Origin of the sequence: Haloarcula halobia, assembly GCF_029338255.1 — an archaeon.
GTDB lineage: Archaea > Halobacteriota > Halobacteria > Halobacteriales > Haloarculaceae > Haloarcula > Haloarcula halobia.
Genome location: NZ_CP119787.1, coordinates 2,420,141 through 2,439,088 on the forward strand (window position 1 = coordinate 2,420,141; position 18,948 = coordinate 2,439,088).

Consider the following 18,948-nt stretch of genomic DNA (forward strand, 5'->3'; position numbering starts at 1 on the left):
GGGGCGCCTCAGGCGGTTCGTGGCGGCGGGACGAGGTAGACGTTCCCGTTCGCGCGGGCCACGACGTCCTCGGAGACGCTCCCGAGCAACAGCCGGCGCATCCGGCTCCGGCCCCGGGAGCCGACGAGCGTCGTCGTCGGTTGCACCGTCGATTCGACGTCGAGGATCTCGTCGGCCGGGTCACCGCGCCGGACCTCGACGGTCGTGTCGATGTCCCACTGGGAGAGGGTCGCCGCGAGCTCGTCGAGACGGTCCGCCGGATCCCCGGCGTCGTCCGTGGCGTCTTTCGGTGAATCGACGTGGACGAGCGTCGCCGCCTGCGTCGCGTGTCGGAGATACGAGAACGCGTCGAACGCGCGCTCGGCGTTCTCGGAGAAGTCGGTCGCGTAGAGCACCCGCTGGAACAGGTGCGCTCTGAGTACGTCCGGGTCGTCGGCCTCGCGCTCGATGCGGTTGACCAGGAGCGGGACGACGGTGGTCCGCGCGAGGTTGCGGGCCGTCGACCCGATGACGCGGTTCTCGAGCGGACTCTGTCCGCGCGAGCCGATTATCGTCAGATCCGCGCGCTCGGCCTCGGCGATGCCGTTGATACGCCGGTGAGGGGTCCCGCGCACGACGTGGGTCTCGGTCGCGAACCCGGCATCCGCCATCACCTTCCGGTACCGGGCGAGTCCGCGCTCGCGCCGCTCTCTGAAGTCCATCCCGGGCATCCCCGCGTGGACGTTGGACGGGATGACCGTGACGAGGTGTATCGTCTCGACGCCGATGCGGCCGAGACACTCGAGGCACGTCTCGTTCTCTATCGCTGCTTCGCTCGCCGCCGAGAGGTCTGTCGCGTATATCGCCCTCATAGCCGTGGATACGATACCTGGCGTTAATATTGTTTTGATTGGGCAAGACTGGATCGCAGAACAGGCAGGCAAGGTGCAGAGCGACCCCGCCACAGTCGGGAGGGCCACCGTGGTATCGAGCCCGGTACTCGTGAAGCGCCGAGCGCGCGAGGGTTAATTTCGCCGGTCAGTCAGCGCTCTCAACTGGTTCCGGGGGCGGCCGATATCTCTATAACGTATCCGAATATCTCGGTGAGTTAGCAGTCGGATACCCTTCAGTAATATTGTGTCGATAACCCAAAACCGTTATCAGTCTCCTCGGGTTACGGTGGGATGAGCAGAAAGGTATGATATTCACACGACAACACAACTGCAGAGGTGACGTCGGATGGTAGACCTCGGAGCCCTCGCGTCGATGGGCGACGGCGTCCTCGACGCGGCGACCCTCATCGGAATCGTCCTCGTCGAGGCGGCGCTCCTCTACGTTGGTTACGGGGCGGTCGAAGAGGCGTTCGGACACGCGGTGGTCAAACGGATACGGGGTGAGTGAGAGATGGAGATACTCGGACTCGGTCTGGGGATGGTCGCACTGTTCGTCGGGTTCGGGCTCCTCATCGGGGTCCTGTTCGGGTTCTTCGGCATGGGTGGGTCGTTCCTGGTCACGCCGGCGCTCCTGGTGATGGGGTATCCGACCCGCGTCGCCGTCGGGAGCGGCCTCGCCTTCGTCTTCGGGACCTCGGTCATCGCGACCCTGAAACACCGCGACCTCGGACAGGTCGATTACAAACTGGGCGTGTTGATGATCGCCGGGACGACCGCCGGCATCGAGGTCGGCAAGGGGGTCGTTTTGCACCTCGAGTCACTCGGGATGGCCGGCAGCATCATCAGCGTCACGTACGTCGTCCTGCTGGGTGGTATCGGCGCCTTCGTCACCTACGAGGCACTCAAGGGCGGTGGTGGCGGCGGCATCGACCACGACGCGGCGGACGACGACGTCGACGCCGACGACATCCCGGACATCGCAAAGAAGATACAGTCGTACCGCGTCCCGCCCATGATATCCCTCCGTGGTGGCGTCAGCGTGTCGCTGTGGATGATTCTCGGCGTCGCGTTCGTGACCGGACTCCTGTCCGGGTTCCTCGGCGTCGGCGGCGGGTTCATCCGCATGCCCGCGCTGTTCTACCTCATCGGCGTGCCGGTGCCCATCGCCGTCGGGACCGACCTCTTCGAGATCGTCTTCTCGGGGGGGCTGGGGAGCTTCCTGTACGCACTCGACGGCGGCGTCGACCTCTCCATCGTGGTCCCGCTGCTCGCCGGGAGTGCCTTCGGGGCCCGCGTCGGCTCGGCCGCGACCAGCATCGTCGACGAGGACGACATCAAGGTCTACTTCGGCCTGATGTTGCTCGGTGGCGCGCTGGCCGTCGCGGTCCGTGAGGCCGGCAACTTCTACGGTATCGACGTGCTGAACACCGTCAGTCTCGTGCTCATCCTCGGGTCGGCGCTACTGGTCAGCGGCGCCGTCGTCTACAGCAGCATCACCGCGCTGCGAGACGAGACAAAGACGTCCTCGCCGGCATGAGTAGTTCGTAGTATTGTGGTTGATACACACAAGCATTTTACGGCCTCGAGACGTAGTCGACGGTAGACCAATGCCAGAGTCGATGAGCGAACAGTTACGCCAGGAGATGGTGTGTGAGGGGCTGCTCGAGTGCTTCCACGGGCTCTCGCAGCTCGACACCGAGTGCTTCCAGGCGCTCGTCGAAGCCGAGGAACCGCTGACGGTCGACGACATCGCCGAGTCGGTCGAGCGCGAACGCTCGACGGCCTATCGGTCGGTCCAGCGCCTCCTCCAGGCGGGCTTCATCCGGAAAGAGCAGCGAAACTACGAGCACGGGGGGTACTGTCACGTGTACACTCCGACGGACCCCTCGGAGATCGCCGACCAGATGCAGCGCGTGCTCAACGACTGGTACGCCAAGATGGGCCAGCTCATCCAGGAGTTCGAGACGAAGTACGCGACAGGCACCGAGTCGCCGGCCCAGGTAGAGCGCTGACGCCGGGTCTCGTGACTCCGGTTTCTCCCTCTTTGACCGGCCGAGTGAGGACAGTGTGCAGGTGACGGGCACCCGGTCGCCACCGTCACCGGGCTCTCACCGATAGGTGGCGGCCGGGGCGCTCGCCCGCTCGAAGACCAGCGTCCAGCCGCGCATCGTGAGTGTGACCTCGCCGTCGTCTAACTCGACGAGGTCGTGCTGGCGCAGGCTCCGGAGGAGCGACTCGGGGGCGTCCGACTCGGCCGCGAGCTCGGCCCCGGAGTCCGTGCGCCCGCCGTGGGCGTACAGCCGCGTCAGGGCGCGGACGACGGGGGCCGGCGGTTCGAACCCGCGCAGCGGCTGTCGGGTACGGCTGTACTCGCGCCGGAGGTACCGGCCCAGGAGATTGAGCTTCCGCGGCGGGTTCAGCGACAGGTCGACGCCGACGACGACGCCGTTCCTGACGTACCGGAACTCGATGGCCGGGTCCCGCCGGCCCTGCAGTTCCCGCTCCGACCGGCCGACACTCACGATAGACTCGAGCTCGACGTGGAGGGGGTACCTGATGCCCGTACAGCCGACTCGACCGGGGGTGACGCGGAGTTCGCCGATCTCGAACTGCCGGTCGGGGACCCGGCCGCCTATCGTCGCCGGGTGACACGCGGCCACCTCGGTCCCGTCGAGCAGCCGGCGGAACAGCAGGGCGCTGACGCGTCGCAACGTCGTCTCGGACCCGTCGACGAACAGCACCACCCGCTGGCCGCCGCGCTCGAAGCCGACGGTGAGGACCGGAGCGCCGAAGGCCTGCTCGGCGGCCTGCGGGGGCGGGCCGAGTCTGACGTCGAAAATCTCGTCGAGGTTCGCCTCCTCGGCCAGCTCCGTGCCTCTGACCGAGAGGCGGGAGTCGTCGAGGCGGAGCTGTGCCTCGCTCGGTTCGCTGGAGACGGACGTACAGAGCACCGTCGCCGAGATGTCGAGCGTCGGCGTCACGGTCGGTCGCCGGGAGTCCGATCCGCTCGCGGCGGCGGGACGGCCGCCCGGTCGCGGCGGCACGGGGACCGGTGGTGCTGTGGTTGCATCCGTATCGGTACGACGAGGTCGACGGCCACAGAGTCACTATGACGGACGTGGAGATATAAGCGTTCTAGATGGTCTGTCGCGTCGACCGGTGTCAGGGCCTCGGCGACGCCGGGTCGGGTCGCGCCGGGTCCGGGAGGAAGGCTTTCCTCGGTCGCTTCCGTACCGACGTGCCGTGTCGCTGCACCGACTCGCGAGATGGAAACGACCGCTCCGGTTCGTCATGGGTTTCGTCTACATCTGTGCGGGCCTTGGCCACTTCCTCGCCCCGAAGGTGGTCGAACAGGTCGTGCCACCGCAGCTCCCGCGGCCGCGAGCGCTCGTCTACCTCTCCGGGGCCGCGGAAGTCCTGCTCGGCGCCGGCGTCCTCTTCGAGCGGACCCGGCGGCTGTCGGCCCGGGGACTGGTCGGCCTGCTCGTGGCCGTGTTCCCGGCGAACGTATACATGGCGGTGACCGACGACCTGGCCCTCGAGGGGGTGCCGGAACCGCTGCGCGACCCGCCGGATGCGGCGCTGTGGGCGCGGCTGCCGCTCCAGGCCGTCCTCGTCGCCTGGGCGTGGTGGTACACCGACCGGTCGTCGGGTGCGGAGTAGTCGTGCCATCGCCCCAGACAGTGCCCGGTGGGACGTCCGGCGTCGGTCTGTCTCCCCAGGCACACCACACGACGCCGAGTGCCGGACTCTCAGGCCTCGTCGTCCGACGGGGGGCGGACCACCAGCACCGGGACGTCGGTTGTCCGAAGGACGCGCTGGGTCACGCTCCCGAGCAGCACCCTGTCGAGGCCGCGCCTGCCGTGGGTCCCCATCACGATCAGGTCGACGTCGTTGTCGTCGGCGTACTCGAGGATGGCCTCGTGAGGAGACCCCTCCAGGACGTCAGTGACGACGGTATCGACGTCTCGCCCGCGGGCACGCTCGAGGACCTCCGCCTCCGCGCGCCGGCCCGCCTCCTCCAGGTACCCGACGACCTGCTGGGTACGTGGGTCGAGCGGGAGGGGATTCGTGTCGACGACGTATAGCACGTACAGGTCCGCGCCGGACGTCTCAGCCAGGTCCAGGGCGTGTTCGACGGCGCGCTCGGCGTCCGAACTCCCGTCCGTCGGCACCAGTATCCGGTCGTACATGGACGGATCTACGCTCCGAACGGTCATAGGTGTGACCCGGGGGCCCGGCAATCCCGTGTCGGGCGGATTCGTCCCGCGGGACGCTACATGAACATCCGGTCTTCAGGGTAGTCCCGGCCCCCGGACGCGTCGCTCCCTTCTATCGACTGCATCCTGGTCGCGAGCTCCTCGTAGTAGCGTTTCATCTCCTCGGAGCGGGCCTGGAGCTCCGTCTCGTCGACCTCGAGGCCGTAGAGCGTCTCGAGCGCGTCGAGGAACCGGAGCGCGGCCTCGAAGTCCGGCCCCGGCGGGTGCGTCGGCGTCGTCAACACGCCGGTCGGCGGCGTCTCGTCCTCGAGGCTCCGGAGGAGGAGTTCGCTGACGACGCCGTCGAAGAACCCGCCCGCGAGGGGCTGGATGTCGGCCGAGCCGATGCGACGGGTCCGGAACTCGTCGGTCCCGACGTGGAAGACGACGTGTTCGTCCGGGCCGTGCGGGAACGGGACGCCGTGGAGCAGACAGACCTCCTCGATGCCATGGGCCTCGACCCACGCCGACACGCCGTCGGCGAGCGGTTCGCCCGCCCACACGGGGACGAGTATCTCGCTGATGAGCAGGGAGATGTCGGACCCCGCGGCCGAGTACAGTCGCATGGGGAATCGCGGTTCGCCGCCGGTGAAGGGTGTGATGTCGGGCAGGTTGTCGGTCCTGACGTGGCCGACCTGTTCGGTCAGCGTGTGCGAGACCAGGTAGTCGATGGCCGTGAGCCCTGCGAGGCCGAGATTCGCCGTGCCGAGGATGAGGGTGTCGCCGACGTCCGCCTCGGGGGTCGACTCGATGTCGAACGATGGTGGTGCTGTCGCCATGTCGTCTCGTGTATCGCTCAATAGGACAATAATACTCACTGCCCGGACGGCCCGTCGGCGGGTTCGTCGTCGGGCCGCTCACTCCTCGGATTTCGCAGACTCGGCGACCGCTTCGAGGAGCGTCTGCTGGTTCTCGACGTACGCCGGGGCGTCGTGGTCACGCTCGAAGCTGACGACGCGGGAAAGCGCCGCCTGCCCGTCGGACGCTGTCGATTCGATTTCGTCCGCGAGGTCTGCGTAGGCCGCCGCGAGCTGCTCGAAGGCGTCACGACGGGCCCGTTTGGCCGCGACGACGGCCTGGGTCTCCTCGATATCGTCCTCCAGTGTCTCTATCTCGGCGAGATCGGCGTCGGCGTTCCCGCCGGTCGCCGCGGCGGGCGATACCGGCCTCGCGTCGCCCGAGGTGGACCGCGCCGAGAGGCGTTCGCGAACCTCCTCGATACCCTCGTCGGCCTCCTCGAGCAGTTCGTCCGCCGCTCGAGTGAGCGACTCGACGCGGCCCCAGAGAAATCGGGCCTGCGTCCGACAGTAGTCGGCGAGTTCCTGGACGGAGAGCGGCGCGCTATGGTCTTCCATTGTCGGGGAGAGGCGCCCCAGGCTGAAGCCAGTTGTCACGCGGGTCGCTCACGGCGCCCGGAAGACCCGTATCGTGTCGCGCTTGGTCGGCTCGTGGATCAGCTGGGCGAAGCCGTACTCGGCGAAGACGTGCTTCCAGTTTCGGTAGTACAGCGGAAACTCGTCGTCGACGTAGCTCACTCCGGTCTCCCCGCGGCCGCGCTCGGGGCTGTTGCCCTCGTTCTCGGCGGTGACGAGAAGCTCCCCGGCGACGCGGGCGACGTCCTCGAAGACCCACTCGTCGTCCGGGTGGATGTGCTGGAGCGTCTCGACGGAGTAGACGACGTCGAAGGCGTCGTCGTCGTACTCCCCGAGGAGGTCCTCGATGGCCCCGGCCTGGAACGTCCCCGTCTCGGCGAGGGTCGGGAACGCGTCGGCCATCACCTCGAAGGACTCGTCGTTGATGTCGATGCCGGCGAGGTTCTCGAACCCGTGCGAACGGAGGTGCTCGAGGTGGCGTCCGGACCCACAGCCGAGTTCCAGAATCGCGGCGTCGTCGGAGACGTAGTACCGGAGGGCGTCGAGAATCGTCTCGCTGACTTCGTTGGGGCCAAGTTCGGCGTAGTAGCGCGGCGAGAACCGGCCGGAGCGACCGGCCCAGTCCTCACGTACTTCGTCGGGGTCCATACGGGGGTGGAGACGGCGACGGTGTAAGTGTCTCTCGAAGTTGCGAGCATCCCTGGCCGAGGGCGATCCGCCCCGGATCACACTGGCGCGGCGGACCCCGTCTGCAACGCGACCACCACGACCAGCGAGGTGACGAACACGCCGACCACGAGGAGGCCGTAGTTCGCAAAGGGGTTGTCGGCCGTCCACAGACTCGCCGAGTAGTGGGTCGTCGACAGCGGCGTGAACGGCGTCACGCCCATCGGCGTCAGCGCGTCGCCCGCGACGTGGCCGAGGATACCCACCGTCCCACCGACGGCCCCGACGAGCGCCCCCGCCGTCGGCGTGAACAGGCCCACCGATTCTGCGGAAAGTGAGAGCGCGGCGCCACAGGCGAAGCCGACGGCGAGTGCGGCCCAGACCGTGTGCGTGATGCCGCGGTGGGAGACGAGCGGCAGTCGGTGGTCGACGTCCGGCGCCGTCGCGAGGCCGACGGCGAGCATCCAGCCGACCACCGCGAGCAGCGGTTCCCCCAAGACCACGAGCCCAGCGCCCAGAGGTGCATAGAGGAGGAGATTCACTCCGTAGTGGCCATTCCGGTACATCCGCGTGGAACGTGGCGGGATCGAAGGGAAAGCGTTGTGGCTCGTCGGCGGCGCCCTCGAACATCCATCTAATTGACCCCACGCCCGGGCGGCCCCGACGCGTTCAGCCGGCGAGTTTCCCCGCGAGCACCTTCGCGGCCGTCAGCACGGGGTCCCAGACGGGGCTGAACGGTGGCGCGTACGACAGGTCCAGATACGAGAGCTGGTGGACCGTCATCCCAGCGTGGAGCGCGGTCGCGACCGTGTCGATGCGCTTTGCGACGCCCTCGGCCCCGACCATGCTCGCACCGAGCACCCGGCCGCTCTGTCGGTCGCCGACCAGCGTGACCTGTATCTCCGTCCCGCCGGGGTAGTAGTGAGCCCTCGATTCGGTCGTTATCGTCACGGAGACAGGGTCGAACCCCGCGTCGACGGCCGCCGCCTCGTCGATGACCCCCGTGCGTGCGACCTCGAGGTCGAACGCTTTGACCGCCGCCGTCCCGGCGATCTGCCCGACAGGCAGCGGGTCGCCCGCCACGGTCTGCCCGATGGCACGGCCGGCACGGTTCGCCGTCAGCGCGAGTGGGACGTGATCGGGCGCATCGGTCACGACGTGGGTCGCCTCCGCACAGTCCCCCGCGGCGTAGACGTGTGCGTCGTTCGTCCGGCCGTACTCGTCGGTCGCGATGGCCCCGGTCGGCCCCGTCTCGATGCCGGCACGCTCGGCGAGGTCCGTGTTCGGCGCCACACCGACGCCGACCAGCGCGAGGTCTACGGGGACCCGCTCGTCGCCGGCACGTATCGCCTCGACCGCTCGCTCACCGACGAGTTCCTCGACCGGCGTGTCGAGGTGGAGCGTGACACCCTGTTCGCGGAGGTGGTCTTCGACGACGGCGGCGGACTCGGCCCCGAAGGGCTGGAGGATGTGCGGGAGCATCTCGAAGAGGTGCACGTCCAGCCCGTGTGTGGCGAAGGCCTCGGCCATCTCGATGCCGACGTACCCGCCGCCGATGATGCCCACGGCCTCTGGCCCCTCGGCCGAGGTGTACTCGCTCGCGACGGACCCGTACCCGGTATCCGAGCGGTTCGCCGTGGGCGTCTGCTCGCCCAGGGACCGGCGTATCTCGGCCCCCTCGTCCATGCCGTGGAGGGTGAACACGCCGTCCAGGTCCATCCCGTCGAGCGGCGGTTTCACCGCCCGCGCACCGGTGGCGACCAGCAGGTCGCTGTAGCGCTGTTCGAGGGTCCCGTCGGGTCCGTCGACTGTCACCACCCGCCGCTCCCGGTCGATGTGGGTCACCTCGTGGCCGGTGCGCAGGTCGATGTCGCGGTCCTGGATAAACTCGGTCGGCGTCATCGAGACGAGATCGTCGAGCGTCTCGACGTCCCCCTTGACGTAGTAGGGCAGTCCGCACGCGCCGTACGAGACCCAGTCGCCCTTCTCGAAGACGACGACGTCCCGGTCGGGCGCGTCACGTTTGAACTTGCTCGCGGCACTCATCCCCGCGGCGTCACCGCCGACGATTACGAACGGGTCGGTCATACCGGATGGTTCGTCCGCCAGGCACATATAGTATTGTGTTAGATTTGAATTATTGTTAGGGTGTCAGAATTTCGGGGCGTCGAGATCTCTCCCGGTTTGTGGGCCAAATAACCCCGAATAGGCGATTCGAAGCCGTGGAAGACCGGTGTTCGATTTCAATGTGTCCACGGAACTCGGCGGGAATATTCTGTCTGGTGTACAATCCTACACGCTGTTCCGAACGGATTCAGTGCATGAGCGTGCACCCTCCCGCGGGGGAACACCGGGCGCACAGTCACGGAAACTCCCGTCCCGGCCGTTCCCAGGAGTCGGGACCCACCGCCCCAATTAATGTCATTGGAACATTATTTTAGCGCATGAACTTCGACGAGTTCACCGGCGAAGTACAGCATCGACTCGAACTGGCCGACACGGGCCAGAGCGTGCGGGCGATCCGGGCGACGTTACTGCCAGTGGGCCAGCGTCTCTCGGCGGGGAACGCCGAGGACCTCGCGGCGTCGCTCCCCATCGAGATCAAGTGGTACCTCGCCGGGGCGGTCCACGAACACGGCCAGCACTTCGACTGGGCCGAGTACGTCGAGCGCGTCAGCGGAATCGAGGGGGCGGACCCGGCCGACGCGGCGCATCACGCTCGGGTCATCGTGGACCTGGTCGAGAGCGTCGTGCCGGCCTCCGACTTCCGGCAGCTCCGCGACTCGCTTCCCGGGAGCGAAGGCGACGAGAACTGGGGGAACCTCTTCGAAGTCGTCGACAGCGGTGGATGGAGCGAGCGCTGACCTGACGCGGTCACGCGCTCCGGCGAGACCGGCCCGGCCGCGCTCACGGACGACGTCCGCGACGAATTTGCGCGGGCTGTGCCGACTGGACCCACGTCCGTGACCGGACAGGACGACACCCGACGCGTCGACCGGGGCCGTCAGGATACCGTCCCGTTCGACGTCACCGACCGGGATAGCCACGTGCGTTCAATTCTGCTGTCCCACGAGCGTGGCACACACTCCGGCGCCTTGAGCGGTGTGGACCTGTCGTCGTACTGAACCGACCGTAACCGGTAGGCGTCTGTCGCCCCAAGGTACGGCCGGGACAATGGCTACGCATCAGTTCACAGACCGAAGCGAGGCGGGCGAACAGCTCGGAGCGGCGCTCCGCGAGCGGGATGTCGACGTCGACCTCGTGCTCGCGATTCCAAGGGGCGGACTCCCACTGGGACGCGCCGTTGCGGACGCGCTGGGCGTGCCACTCGACGTCGTCGTCGCGAAGAAGATCGGGGCGCCACACAACCCGGAGTACGCCCTCGGTGCCGTCGCCAGCGACGGGAGTGTCTGGCGCAACGAGTCGGCACTCCGGCAGGTCGACCCCGGCGAGGAGTACTTCGAGCGCGAGCGCGAGAAGGAAGCCGAGAACGCCAGACGGAAGGCCGAGCGGTACCGCCAGGGCGGTTCGGAACCGGACGTCCGGGGCAAGGCCGTCGTGGTCGTCGACGACGGTGTGGCGACCGGGTCGACCGCCAGGGCGTGCCTGGAACTGCTGCGGCAGAACGGCGCCGACCGGCTGGTCCTGGCGATACCCGTCGGTCCGCCCGACACCGTCGCGGAACTGGGCCAGCTGGCCGACGCCGTCGTCTGCCTGTGGACGCCCCAGCACTTCAGCGGGGTCGGGCAGTTCTACGACCGGTTCGACCAGGTGTCGGACGAGGCGGCGATAGCGTACCTCGACCAGGGAGGGGTCTGATAGTGACTGCTGTGAGTCATTTCGGTACCAACCGCACGACTACGTGCGGTCGTACCGGTAAACAGTCACAGCAATCACTATGAGGCCTGTTCACCCGTTCGGCGGTCGGGGCGGTCGGTGGCACCGGCGTCCGGAACGGCGACCTCCCATGGGACAATACTTTGATCCCCGCCCGTCCTTTGGTACCACGAGACGATGTCATCGACGGAGGCAACGACCCTCACGAGGCGGAGGCCGACGCGCTTCTCGACCGGCACGAGACCGCCGTTCTCTCTCTTACGGACTCCACCGAACCGTACGCGACCCCGACCGCGTACGGCTACGAAGCGGACGCCTGTGGGTTCTTCCTGCGGCCCGCGCCGCCCCAGCGGACAGAGAGACGCGCCGTGCTCTCGACGGGACCGCGGGCACGTGTCATCGTCTACGAGGCAGCGCCGCCGATCTACCGGAACGTCGTGGCAGTTGGAACCCTGCAGGGGGTCTCTCGGTCGGAGCTGCCCGTCGAACACCGCGAACAGTGTCCCCGAGTCCGTCGGGAACGCGGCGCGCGCGACCGCCCGAAGCTGAAGCGCCGACTCGACGAACTCGAACCGACGGCGGTGAGTGGTCGGCGGATCGAGACCGTGGGACTGACCGCCACGAACGGGGCTCGCTCCGGGGGAGCCCGACACAGCCCAGGTGGGACGACACGTACACTGGAAGGTCGGCACCTGTCGACTCGGGCGGTGAAGAGACGTGAGACCCCAGCAAAGCGTTCGCTCGTACGTGCCGGATTCTGGGGAATCGATACTGTCGAAAGGTGCCACCTCGTCAGCGACTAGTCTACCGAGAATTCGGGGGCCGGCTGGGGTTCTGTCCCGTCGTCGGTCTGTCGTTCGGTGATCTCCAGTTCGCCCTGGTCCTCGATGGCTACCTGATACCCCAGATAGGTGAACTCGACGCGGACATCGGCGTTCGACGTCGTCACCAATCGATCCACCTGTTCGACGTCGAGCACCTCGTACAGTGGCGGAGTCAGTTCGGCCGGGTCGGTCCCTTCACGTTCGGCGATGCGCTCGGCAACGCGAGAAGAAAGCGACGAAATCCGTTCCATAGGCGACATGATCTCTGAGAGATAATAAAGTCCGGCAGGTTCGAGAGAATCACCACGTTCAGTAGTTTATTTTTCTCCGGCGGCCGGTCCGTGTCTGCGCCCACTCCAGAGACGCGGGCGGCCACCGCCACGGCACCCGATAGAGAGCAGATCGTGTAACCCGAAGACACCGTAACGTGACACGTCGGGGAGAGATGTGTCGGGCGATCTCGCGTTCCCCCCGGTACCCCGCCATCGCTGCCCGCGACATGCGATGGTTATTTTATACCGGGGCTGGAGGAGTGTGGACGAGAGACGGCACGGTCGACAGATAGACCGAAGCAACCACATGACCGACGAAATCGAGGAATTACTCCAGCGTGTCGGCCTGACCGAGTACCAGTCCCGAGCCTACGTTACCTCGGTCCGTCTCGGGACGGCCCGGTTCACGGTACTGGCAGAGGAGGCCGAGATTCCACAGCAGCGCATCTACGACGTCGTCGACGACCTTCAGGAGTTCGGCCTAGTCGAGGTCAACGAGGCCAGCACCGGGAAGGAAGCGGTCGCGATACCCCCGGAGGTGGGCCTCGAGGAGCTGAAGAACCAGCAGGTCAGTCAGTTCGAATCGCGCTTCGAGCGGGCGATGACCCAGCTGGACGGGATTGCGGGCGACGTCGACCGGCCGAGTGGCTACGTGACGGTCGTCAGCACCGAGTCATCGGTACGGCGACACGTGTCGCGGGCCATCGAGACGGCGGACTGGTGGCTCTTTCTGTCGCTCCCGATGGAGTGGTACGGTGCGTTCAAATCGGAGGTTCGCGAGGCCCTCGACCGCGGCGTGACGGTCCGGTTGCTCGTCCAGACCGACGACCTGGCGACGGTCGAGAACACCACGTACCACGAGGAGCTGCTCGTCAACTGCCGGCTGGAGGCCGACCTCGTCGTGGCCGCGGACCGGGACTACGGTATCTTCCGTGGCCTCTCTGCCCCGTCAGTCAGCCGGCCGTCGCTGGTGACCCGTGACAGGAGCATCGTCGAGATGTTCCAGCGATACAGCGAGCAACTGTGGCTCGGGTCGCGGGAGATAGCGACGCCGGCCAACCGGCCGCGCCGGTACCTCACTCCCTGGCGGGCGATCATCGACTACGAGTCGGCGCTGGAATCGACCAGGCCGGTCGAGGCCTACGTCGAGGGGAACGACACGGATACCGGACAGCCCGGGACGTGGGTCGGCCCAGTCGTCGACTATCGGATGGAGGCGGACCCCGACGTCGACTACCGGACCGTGCTTCCCGAGGTAGCCCAGATAACCGTCGAGACAGAGCGCGGCCGGGTCAGCGTCGGCGGCTGGGACGCCGTGCTCGAAGACGTCGCTGCCTACGGCCTCGAGATGCGGCCCGACCGACCGCGTCGGTGAGCCGGCGATGGGCGTCGACCGCGGCCCGGGACAGGTTCCGCCCACTCGCGCGCGTTCACTCGAACCGGGGTACGGGCGCTGCGGGATTTGAACTGTATGAAAACTCGCCGTGCTCGTCTTCCAGGGTTCGAATCCTCAGCCGACGCGCCGCAGCGCTCACCGTCGTTCGCGCAGAACCACGGGCGCTGAGAGCGCTCGGTCCTCGGTCGAGCGAATCGTCTCTTCAGGCGTGAGGCGTCCGTACTCGCGGGTTTGTGGACTGGGATATTCTGAGAGGACAGACAATCTGTTTCGCTCGCGGTGCATACAACGCGCGTATCGGTCATCAGGTCGCCACTTGATTTCACCGACTCGAACGATTAGTACAGTGACTATACTGAACGATTCGAGTAACTCGGAGGCAGTATCGTCTCGTGTTCCACTCGCGCGTTGTATCTCGCACGCTTCGAATCACCCCTGCCGAGGTTCCGTAAAATAGCGCGTTATCGCTACGGAGGTTGTCTGTAGGAGATTCCAATCACTCATTTCGGGGCGCCAGGGGCGAAACAAGCGGTACGTAGAGTGTGAATCGGCCGCTACGCACTATCGTTAGTCGCCCAGGTATTGCGGATGGAACCTGCAGGACGTCTCCGTGGTCGACGGTGGTCCCGGGTTGTGCCGCGTGATCGCATAGAAGAGCGATATATCGTTTACAGTACCCGACGTCGGATCGACAGTAAGCGGGCCGGCCGTTTAGAGTTCGACCGGTTCCTGGCCGGGCGCAAGTCGGCTGTTGAGTTCGTCGAGATCGAGCTCCAGGCCCAGACCTGGGCCCTCGGGGACCTCGATGCGGCCGTCCTCGATGAGTGGGTCGCCGATGTAGAGGTCGTCCCACCAGTCAACGTCGCGAGCGTGCCACTCGAGGACGAATGCGTTCGGCACGGTCGCGCAGGCGTGCACACTCGCGACTGTACCGACTGGGCTGGCGACATTGTGTGGCGCCACTGGAACGTCGTAGGCGTCGGCGAGGGCGGCCATACGACGGAACTCCGAGAGCCCACCACACTTCTGGATGTCGGGCGCGGCGACGTCGAGGGCATCCTCATCGAGGAAAGGCACCAAGCCTTCGACGCGTGTGATGTTCTCACCGGCGAGTATGGGCGTCGACGTGGCCTCGGTGACACGCCGGTGGGAGTCTGCGTTCTCCGGCGGAACGGGATCCTCGAGCCATGCGATATCGAACTCCTCGAGTTCGCGCGCAACGCGAAGAGCGGTCTCCACGTTGAAGTTCCAGTGGAGGTCGAACGCGAGTAACGGGTCGTCACCGATGCGTTCGCGGACTGCCGCAACGACGTCAACCTTGTGCTGGACGGCGGCGTTGGATAGGCGGCGGGTTGCGGTATCCGCGTCGCCAGCGGCGACATCGAGATCGAACTTGAGTGCATCGAAGCCATCGTCGATAACTGCCTCGGCAGCGTCGGCATACGCTTCGGGTTCGTACGCTTTGAAGGACTTGTCGGACCCTTCATCCAGGTGGGTGCCAGCGTGACTGTCACAGTAGATGCGGATCTCGTCGCGGTATTTCCCGCCGAGGAGTTGGTAGATGGGAAGATCGACGAGCTTTCCGACGGCGTCCCAAAGCGCAGTTTCGATGCCAGAGACGGCTGCCTGCGAGAATCCAGTACCGCCGGCGAGTCCCGAAAGAAGCTGCGTCATGTGTTCGGTAAGGCGCTCGACGTCGTAGGGGTTCTCACCTACGAGGCCGGGTTCGAGATACTCGATGTGCTCGCGGATAGGGCCATTGTACGCTTCCCCGACGCCGGTGACGCCAGCGTCTGTCTCCACGGTAATGATGTTCCACGGAAAGTTCCCGCCGATGACATGACAGGTGATGCCAGTGATTTCGACGTCGCGGCTCGGATCGCGCGACATCCCGCGGTCGCTGAGATCACGCCACTCGATTCCGCCCTTCATCTCAGAAACGAGGTGATGGTATTTCGAGTTCGACATTGTGCAGAAGGCCCATCTCTCGCAGTGTATAAATAGATTCAGCACGGAACTGGAATACGTCGCCAGAGCTGTGGGGAGAGAGATCAAACTTACCCGTTCCGTATAGGACATCGGTCAGTTCGATATTGGCTAGTGGATCAGGTTTCCAAGCCATCTGTCTCTATAAAAGCTGTTCTCCTGCCGTTGCTTTACTCGCTCTGTAATGAGAGGTACAAATCTACATAGAATAAGGCAAACACCGCTGGTGGGAGTTGCGAGTGCTAACTCGAGAGTCCCGATACTGTCTGGTCGGACTGTAGCGACCGATAGGCGCGCGATGTCTTGCCGCTACGAGAATCAGCTGTGTGTATGTATTTTTCAGCAATCAGTACGGAGAATTAGATGGTTTCTCCGGGGAGGCCTGTTTAGATGCACGCGAATCGTCAGACGACACCTCGGACTCGGAACCGTTCGACCGTCGAACGGAAAGTAAGCACACTGCGTCTCTCGGCAGAACCAACCCGTCGCTGTCTGTCGGCCTGAATCGCGAAAACGGCTACGGGCGCTGAGGGATTTGAACCGGATTCAGACGTGCTCGCCACGCTGCGCGCGACTGGCAGGGTTCAAATCCTCAGATAGCGAATTTGCGACTCACGGTTTGTTCGCCGCAAAATTCCACGGGCGCTGAGGGATTTGAACCCCCGACGGTTTGGTCCGAAGCCAAGCACTCTGTCCAGGCTGAGCTAAGCGCCCTACGTGAACTGCTATACCGACGTTGTGGTTTAAACCAACCGGTTCGAGACGGGCCCGGGTGAGCCAGTCACGCGCCGCCGGCCGCCACTCACTCGGTCTCCGGGGACGTCTCGGCCTCTTCAGCCGGAAGGTCGGCCTCTTCGAGAACCGCGGCGGTGTCGATGCCCTGCTGGTCGGCCAGCGCCTCGACGATTGCGCGCTGTTCGGCGAGTTCCCGGTCGACGTCGTCGACGCGGTCGTTGGTCGCCTCGACTGTCTGTCGGAGGTCCTGGAGTTGCGTCTTCAGCTCGTTGACCTTGGTGTAGACGTCATCTGCGACGTCCGCTACTTTCTGTATCTTCTTCGCCGTCGATCCCAATCCCATGGAGTCCGATACGTGGGGAAGCCATTTCCCGGTTTCCCTCGAACGCCGCCGTTAAGACCACGCCGTTCCGAGCGCCGGTATGAACGCGTTGCGCGTCGCGCCGACCGTCGGCATCGTCGGCTGTGTGCTGTATATCCTCTCGCTGGCCGCCCCGTACGTCATCGTCGGTGAGCCGACCGCCGTCAGCGCCTACTACGGTGCCGGGGTGCTCTCGCCACTCGTCCTCGGTGTGCTCTCGCTGGTCGCCATCATCGTCCTGGCGGCCGGGCGGGAAGGGCGGACCGACCCGAGCGTCGCCGCGGGCGCGGGGCTGGTGGTCGGCCTCTTCGTCGTGGGACTGAGCCTCGCCTGGGCGGTGACCGTCCCGGGTGACCTCGTGCTGGGACTGACCGAGTCGACGCTCATCGAGCACCACCGGTGGGCCGTCGTCGCGGCGGGTGTCCCCATCCCGGTGGGGTCGGCGTGGTTCGCCCGCGCGCTCGGCCTGCTTTGAGCCGGGCGTCGTCTGTCAGTTTGGGGGACATTCGAAAGGCCCTTATGGGGCGGCGGCGGAATCACGATGTGGACTAGGTCGGGGGGTTTGGCCCCCCTCGATACCCGCACTATGGTCATCAGCGGGGACCGAAACCCGGGGGCGTCCGGTCTGACGGACGTGGACCCCGTGAGCCAACGTCGAAGCCTCGTCCCGCGGGGACGGCGGTCCACGCGGTCACATCTGCAGGGATGTGCCCGCGCGGTTAATCGATGGCACTCCGTCAGGCACGGAAGTGAGCAGCGGACCATCGAACACCCGTCGCTCGTGGGGTCGCGGGGTGGAGGAGGCAAACGGGATTACCCTCGTCCGAACGTCGGGCAATTCCCGGGGTCCACTCTCATTCATAGACGGCCACTTTTTGCTGCGTCGGGTGTCCTCGCGAGCCTTCGGCTCGCTGTGGGCACCACTCCTTGCAAAAACGTGGGGAAAAATGCCGGACTCTCGACCTCCGGTCTCGAGTCCGGTGAAACCGCGCCTCCGGCGCGGTATGCTTCTTGACGGCCTGCCCTTCCCCGGGTCGTGGCACGGAGGCCACTCCCGGCCATGATGTACAATCCGACGCGCGAGTTACGATAGAGATGGAATCCCACTGCGGTCCAGCGTCCGACGAGCGAAGCGAGGCGGTTCACCGGAAGCGCGACGAAGCCGCGCATTCCGGCAGTTTTCCCCACGTTTTTGCAAGCGGGGGTTCGCGGAGCGAACCCCCCGCAGTAAAAAGTGGTTAGGGTTCGACCAGCCCTTCGACGTTCGATAGCTCCAGGCCGCCACCGATGGTGCGGTTCGGGTAGGGGATGTTGATGTCCTCCTCGTCGAAGCGCTGCTTGACTGCCTGGACGTACTCGCCGCGGGTCTTCACGAAGTCGGCGCGGCTGGGGTCATCGATCCAGACTCGGGACTGCAGGCCCACCGATGAGTCGCCGAGCTCGACGAGGCGCACCGACGGCGCGGGGTCCTCCATGATGCCCTCGTTCGCCTCGGCCTCCTCGATGATGATCTCGGTCGCTTTGTCGATGTCGTCGTCGTAGCCGATACCGAAGACGAACTTCAGGCGGAGCTGCTCCTTGGCGACGGGGTTCTTGATCACGCCGTCGGTCAGGTTCGAGTTCGGCACCGTCAGCAGTTCGTTGTCGAAGGTCCGGACCCGCGAGACCCGCAGGCTGATGTCCTCGACGATGCCGGAGTTGCCGTCCCACTCGATCCAGTCGCCGATGCGGAAGGGCTTGTCCGTGTAGATGAAGATGCCGGCGACGAAGTTCTTCAGGACGTCCTGCATCGCAAAGCCGATCGCGAGCGTGGCGGCCGCCGCGATCGTCGCGAGCGACTGGAGGAAGTTGCCGAACTCGGCCAACCCGAACGCGACCGAGACGGCGACGAAGAGCATGACGATGCTCGTCAACTTCTTCAGCGGCTTTCGTGCGTGAGCGTCGAGGTCGCGCGATTCCAGCGAGCGGTCGACGAGTGGGATGACGACGACCTTGCCGAGGACGTATATCGCGACGAAGGCGACGACGAACACGATGGCGCTCGCGATGGCGGTCGCCGCCGGAACCCCGAACCCGTCGAGGAACTCGGCGATGGGGCCGACCTGCATCATGGCTCGAACACCGCCGTGTGCCCGCGAACGCGGACCACCTCGGCGTCGACGAGGTCCGCGAGGTCGTCCGCCAGCGCCTCGGTCGTCGTTCCGCCCCGGGACGACCGGAGGAACTTGACCTTCACGTACTCGGCGTCGTCGAGCTGCGAATCGAGTTCGTCGGCGACAGATTCGATGCCGTGCTTGCCGACCCGGAGCGTCGCGTCGAGCGCGTGGAGTTTCCGTTCCGTGTTGTCAGCGACCATTGTGTGGGGAG

22 protein-coding genes, 1 tRNA gene and 1 other RNA gene are annotated in these 18,948 nt (G+C 65.9%); 10 read left to right on the forward strand and 14 right to left on the reverse strand.

Going from position 1 to position 18,948, the window contains the following annotated elements; translation table 11 throughout:
- Window positions 1–8: 8 nt before the first annotated feature.
- Complete coding sequence (locus P1K88_RS12855; RefSeq protein WP_276410631.1) at window positions 9–851, reverse strand: universal stress protein; 843 nt, start codon at window positions 849–851, stop codon at window positions 9–11.
- A gap of 367 nt (window positions 852–1,218) precedes the next feature.
- Here P1K88_RS12855 and P1K88_RS12860 point away from each other — a divergent pair, with 367 nt between their 5' ends.
- The 3 genes from P1K88_RS12860 (at window position 1,219) to P1K88_RS12870 (ending at window position 2,884) form a co-directional block, all read left to right on the forward strand.
- Window positions 1,219–1,380, forward strand: coding sequence for a DUF7512 family protein (locus tag P1K88_RS12860; RefSeq protein ID WP_276410632.1), 162 nt, complete (start codon window positions 1,219–1,221; stop codon window positions 1,378–1,380).
- 3 nt (window positions 1,381–1,383) lie between these two features.
- Window positions 1,384–2,409, forward strand: coding sequence for a sulfite exporter TauE/SafE family protein (locus P1K88_RS12865; RefSeq protein WP_276410633.1), 1,026 nt, complete (start codon window positions 1,384–1,386; stop codon window positions 2,407–2,409).
- A gap of 70 nt (window positions 2,410–2,479) precedes the next feature.
- A complete protein-coding gene (locus P1K88_RS12870) occupies window positions 2,480–2,884 on the forward strand; it encodes a helix-turn-helix domain-containing protein (protein ID WP_276410634.1) in 405 nt (134 codons plus the stop codon).
- 96 nt (window positions 2,885–2,980) lie between these two features.
- Here the strand turns inward: P1K88_RS12870 and P1K88_RS12875 are convergent, their stop codons facing one another.
- Entirely contained in the window at window positions 2,981–3,853 is an 873-nt protein-coding gene (locus P1K88_RS12875; RefSeq protein WP_276410635.1) for a CheF family chemotaxis protein, read from the reverse strand.
- Between the two features lie 310 nt (window positions 3,854–4,163).
- Between P1K88_RS12875 and P1K88_RS12880 the strand changes: the two genes are divergently transcribed.
- Window positions 4,164–4,535, forward strand: a complete 372-nt coding sequence (locus tag P1K88_RS12880) for a DoxX family protein (protein WP_379786810.1) — start codon at window positions 4,164–4,166, stop codon at window positions 4,533–4,535.
- An 89-nt stretch (window positions 4,536–4,624) separates the two neighbouring features.
- On the opposite strand, the gene P1K88_RS12885 is transcribed toward P1K88_RS12880, so the two are convergent.
- The 6 genes from P1K88_RS12885 to P1K88_RS12910 all read right to left on the reverse strand — a co-directional run bounded on the left by P1K88_RS12885 (window position 4,625) and on the right by P1K88_RS12910 (window position 9,258).
- Window positions 4,625–5,065 (reverse strand): universal stress protein, encoded by a 441-nt coding sequence (locus P1K88_RS12885; protein ID WP_276410637.1) that lies wholly within the window; start codon window positions 5,063–5,065, stop codon window positions 4,625–4,627.
- An 83-nt stretch (window positions 5,066–5,148) separates the two neighbouring features.
- Entirely contained in the window at window positions 5,149–5,910 is a 762-nt protein-coding gene (locus P1K88_RS12890; RefSeq protein ID WP_276410638.1) for a proteasome assembly chaperone family protein, read from the reverse strand.
- A 78-nt stretch (window positions 5,911–5,988) separates the two neighbouring features.
- Window positions 5,989–6,486 (reverse strand): hypothetical protein, encoded by a 498-nt coding sequence (locus P1K88_RS12895; protein WP_276410639.1) that lies wholly within the window; start codon window positions 6,484–6,486, stop codon window positions 5,989–5,991.
- A gap of 48 nt (window positions 6,487–6,534) precedes the next feature.
- A complete protein-coding gene (locus P1K88_RS12900) occupies window positions 6,535–7,152 on the reverse strand; it encodes a class I SAM-dependent methyltransferase (protein WP_276410640.1) in 618 nt (205 codons plus the stop codon).
- 77 nt (window positions 7,153–7,229) lie between these two features.
- Window positions 7,230–7,736, reverse strand: coding sequence for a metal-dependent hydrolase (locus P1K88_RS12905; RefSeq protein ID WP_276410641.1), 507 nt, complete (start codon window positions 7,734–7,736; stop codon window positions 7,230–7,232).
- Window positions 7,737–7,839: 103 nt separating this feature from the next.
- On the reverse strand, window positions 7,840–9,258 hold the full coding sequence (locus P1K88_RS12910; protein WP_276410642.1) for an FAD-dependent oxidoreductase: 1,419 nt from the start codon (window positions 9,256–9,258) through the stop codon (window positions 7,840–7,842).
- Between the two features lie 356 nt (window positions 9,259–9,614).
- Between P1K88_RS12910 and P1K88_RS12915 the strand changes: the two genes are divergently transcribed.
- The 3 genes from P1K88_RS12915 (at window position 9,615) to P1K88_RS12925 (ending at window position 11,810) form a co-directional block, all read left to right on the forward strand.
- Window positions 9,615–10,034 (forward strand): DUF2267 domain-containing protein, encoded by a 420-nt coding sequence (locus P1K88_RS12915; RefSeq protein WP_276410643.1) that lies wholly within the window; start codon window positions 9,615–9,617, stop codon window positions 10,032–10,034.
- Between the two features lie 310 nt (window positions 10,035–10,344).
- The gene (locus P1K88_RS12920; protein WP_276410644.1) at window positions 10,345–10,989 is read left to right on the forward strand and encodes a phosphoribosyltransferase; all 645 of its coding nucleotides are present in this window, start codon (window positions 10,345–10,347) and stop codon (window positions 10,987–10,989) included.
- A 179-nt stretch (window positions 10,990–11,168) separates the two neighbouring features.
- On the forward strand, window positions 11,169–11,810 hold the full coding sequence (locus P1K88_RS12925) for a pyridoxamine 5'-phosphate oxidase family protein (protein WP_276410645.1): 642 nt from the start codon (window positions 11,169–11,171) through the stop codon (window positions 11,808–11,810).
- On the opposite strand, the gene P1K88_RS12930 is transcribed toward P1K88_RS12925, so the two are convergent.
- The gene (locus P1K88_RS12930) at window positions 11,807–12,082 is read right to left on the reverse strand and encodes a HalOD1 output domain-containing protein (RefSeq protein WP_276410646.1); all 276 of its coding nucleotides are present in this window, start codon (window positions 12,080–12,082) and stop codon (window positions 11,807–11,809) included. The genes P1K88_RS12925 and P1K88_RS12930 overlap by 4 nt on opposite strands.
- 328 nt (window positions 12,083–12,410) lie before the next feature.
- Between P1K88_RS12930 and P1K88_RS12935 the strand changes: the two genes are divergently transcribed.
- Complete coding sequence (locus P1K88_RS12935; RefSeq protein WP_276410647.1) at window positions 12,411–13,478, forward strand: TrmB family transcriptional regulator; 1,068 nt, start codon at window positions 12,411–12,413, stop codon at window positions 13,476–13,478.
- A 732-nt stretch (window positions 13,479–14,210) separates the two neighbouring features.
- On the opposite strand, the gene P1K88_RS12940 is transcribed toward P1K88_RS12935, so the two are convergent.
- From P1K88_RS12940 to P1K88_RS12950, 3 genes are all read right to left on the reverse strand, one after another.
- The gene (locus tag P1K88_RS12940) at window positions 14,211–15,467 is read right to left on the reverse strand and encodes a mandelate racemase/muconate lactonizing enzyme family protein (protein WP_276410648.1); all 1,257 of its coding nucleotides are present in this window, start codon (window positions 15,465–15,467) and stop codon (window positions 14,211–14,213) included.
- A gap of 657 nt (window positions 15,468–16,124) precedes the next feature.
- Window positions 16,125–16,199, reverse strand: a tRNA-Arg gene (locus P1K88_RS12945).
- A gap of 88 nt (window positions 16,200–16,287) precedes the next feature.
- Window positions 16,288–16,563: a DUF5798 family protein gene (locus P1K88_RS12950; RefSeq protein ID WP_276410649.1), complete on the reverse strand. Its 276-nt coding sequence runs from the start codon at window positions 16,561–16,563 to the stop codon at window positions 16,288–16,290.
- A gap of 79 nt (window positions 16,564–16,642) precedes the next feature.
- On the opposite strand from P1K88_RS12950, the gene P1K88_RS12955 reads away from it, so the two are divergent.
- Window positions 16,643–17,056: a DUF7548 family protein gene (locus P1K88_RS12955; protein WP_276410650.1), complete on the forward strand. Its 414-nt coding sequence runs from the start codon at window positions 16,643–16,645 to the stop codon at window positions 17,054–17,056.
- A 66-nt stretch (window positions 17,057–17,122) separates the two neighbouring features.
- An RNA gene (gene ffs, locus P1K88_RS12960) (signal recognition particle sRNA) lies at window positions 17,123–17,435 on the forward strand.
- A 384-nt stretch (window positions 17,436–17,819) separates the two neighbouring features.
- Here the strand turns inward: ffs and P1K88_RS12965 are convergent.
- Window positions 17,820–18,689: a mechanosensitive ion channel family protein gene (locus P1K88_RS12965; protein WP_276414146.1), complete on the reverse strand. Its 870-nt coding sequence runs from the start codon at window positions 18,687–18,689 to the stop codon at window positions 17,820–17,822.
- The gene (locus P1K88_RS12970; RefSeq protein WP_276410651.1) at window positions 18,689–18,937 is read right to left on the reverse strand and encodes a YhbY family RNA-binding protein; all 249 of its coding nucleotides are present in this window, start codon (window positions 18,935–18,937) and stop codon (window positions 18,689–18,691) included. The genes P1K88_RS12965 and P1K88_RS12970 overlap by 1 nt, the downstream gene beginning before the upstream one ends.
- Window positions 18,938–18,948: the final 11 nt, after the last annotated feature.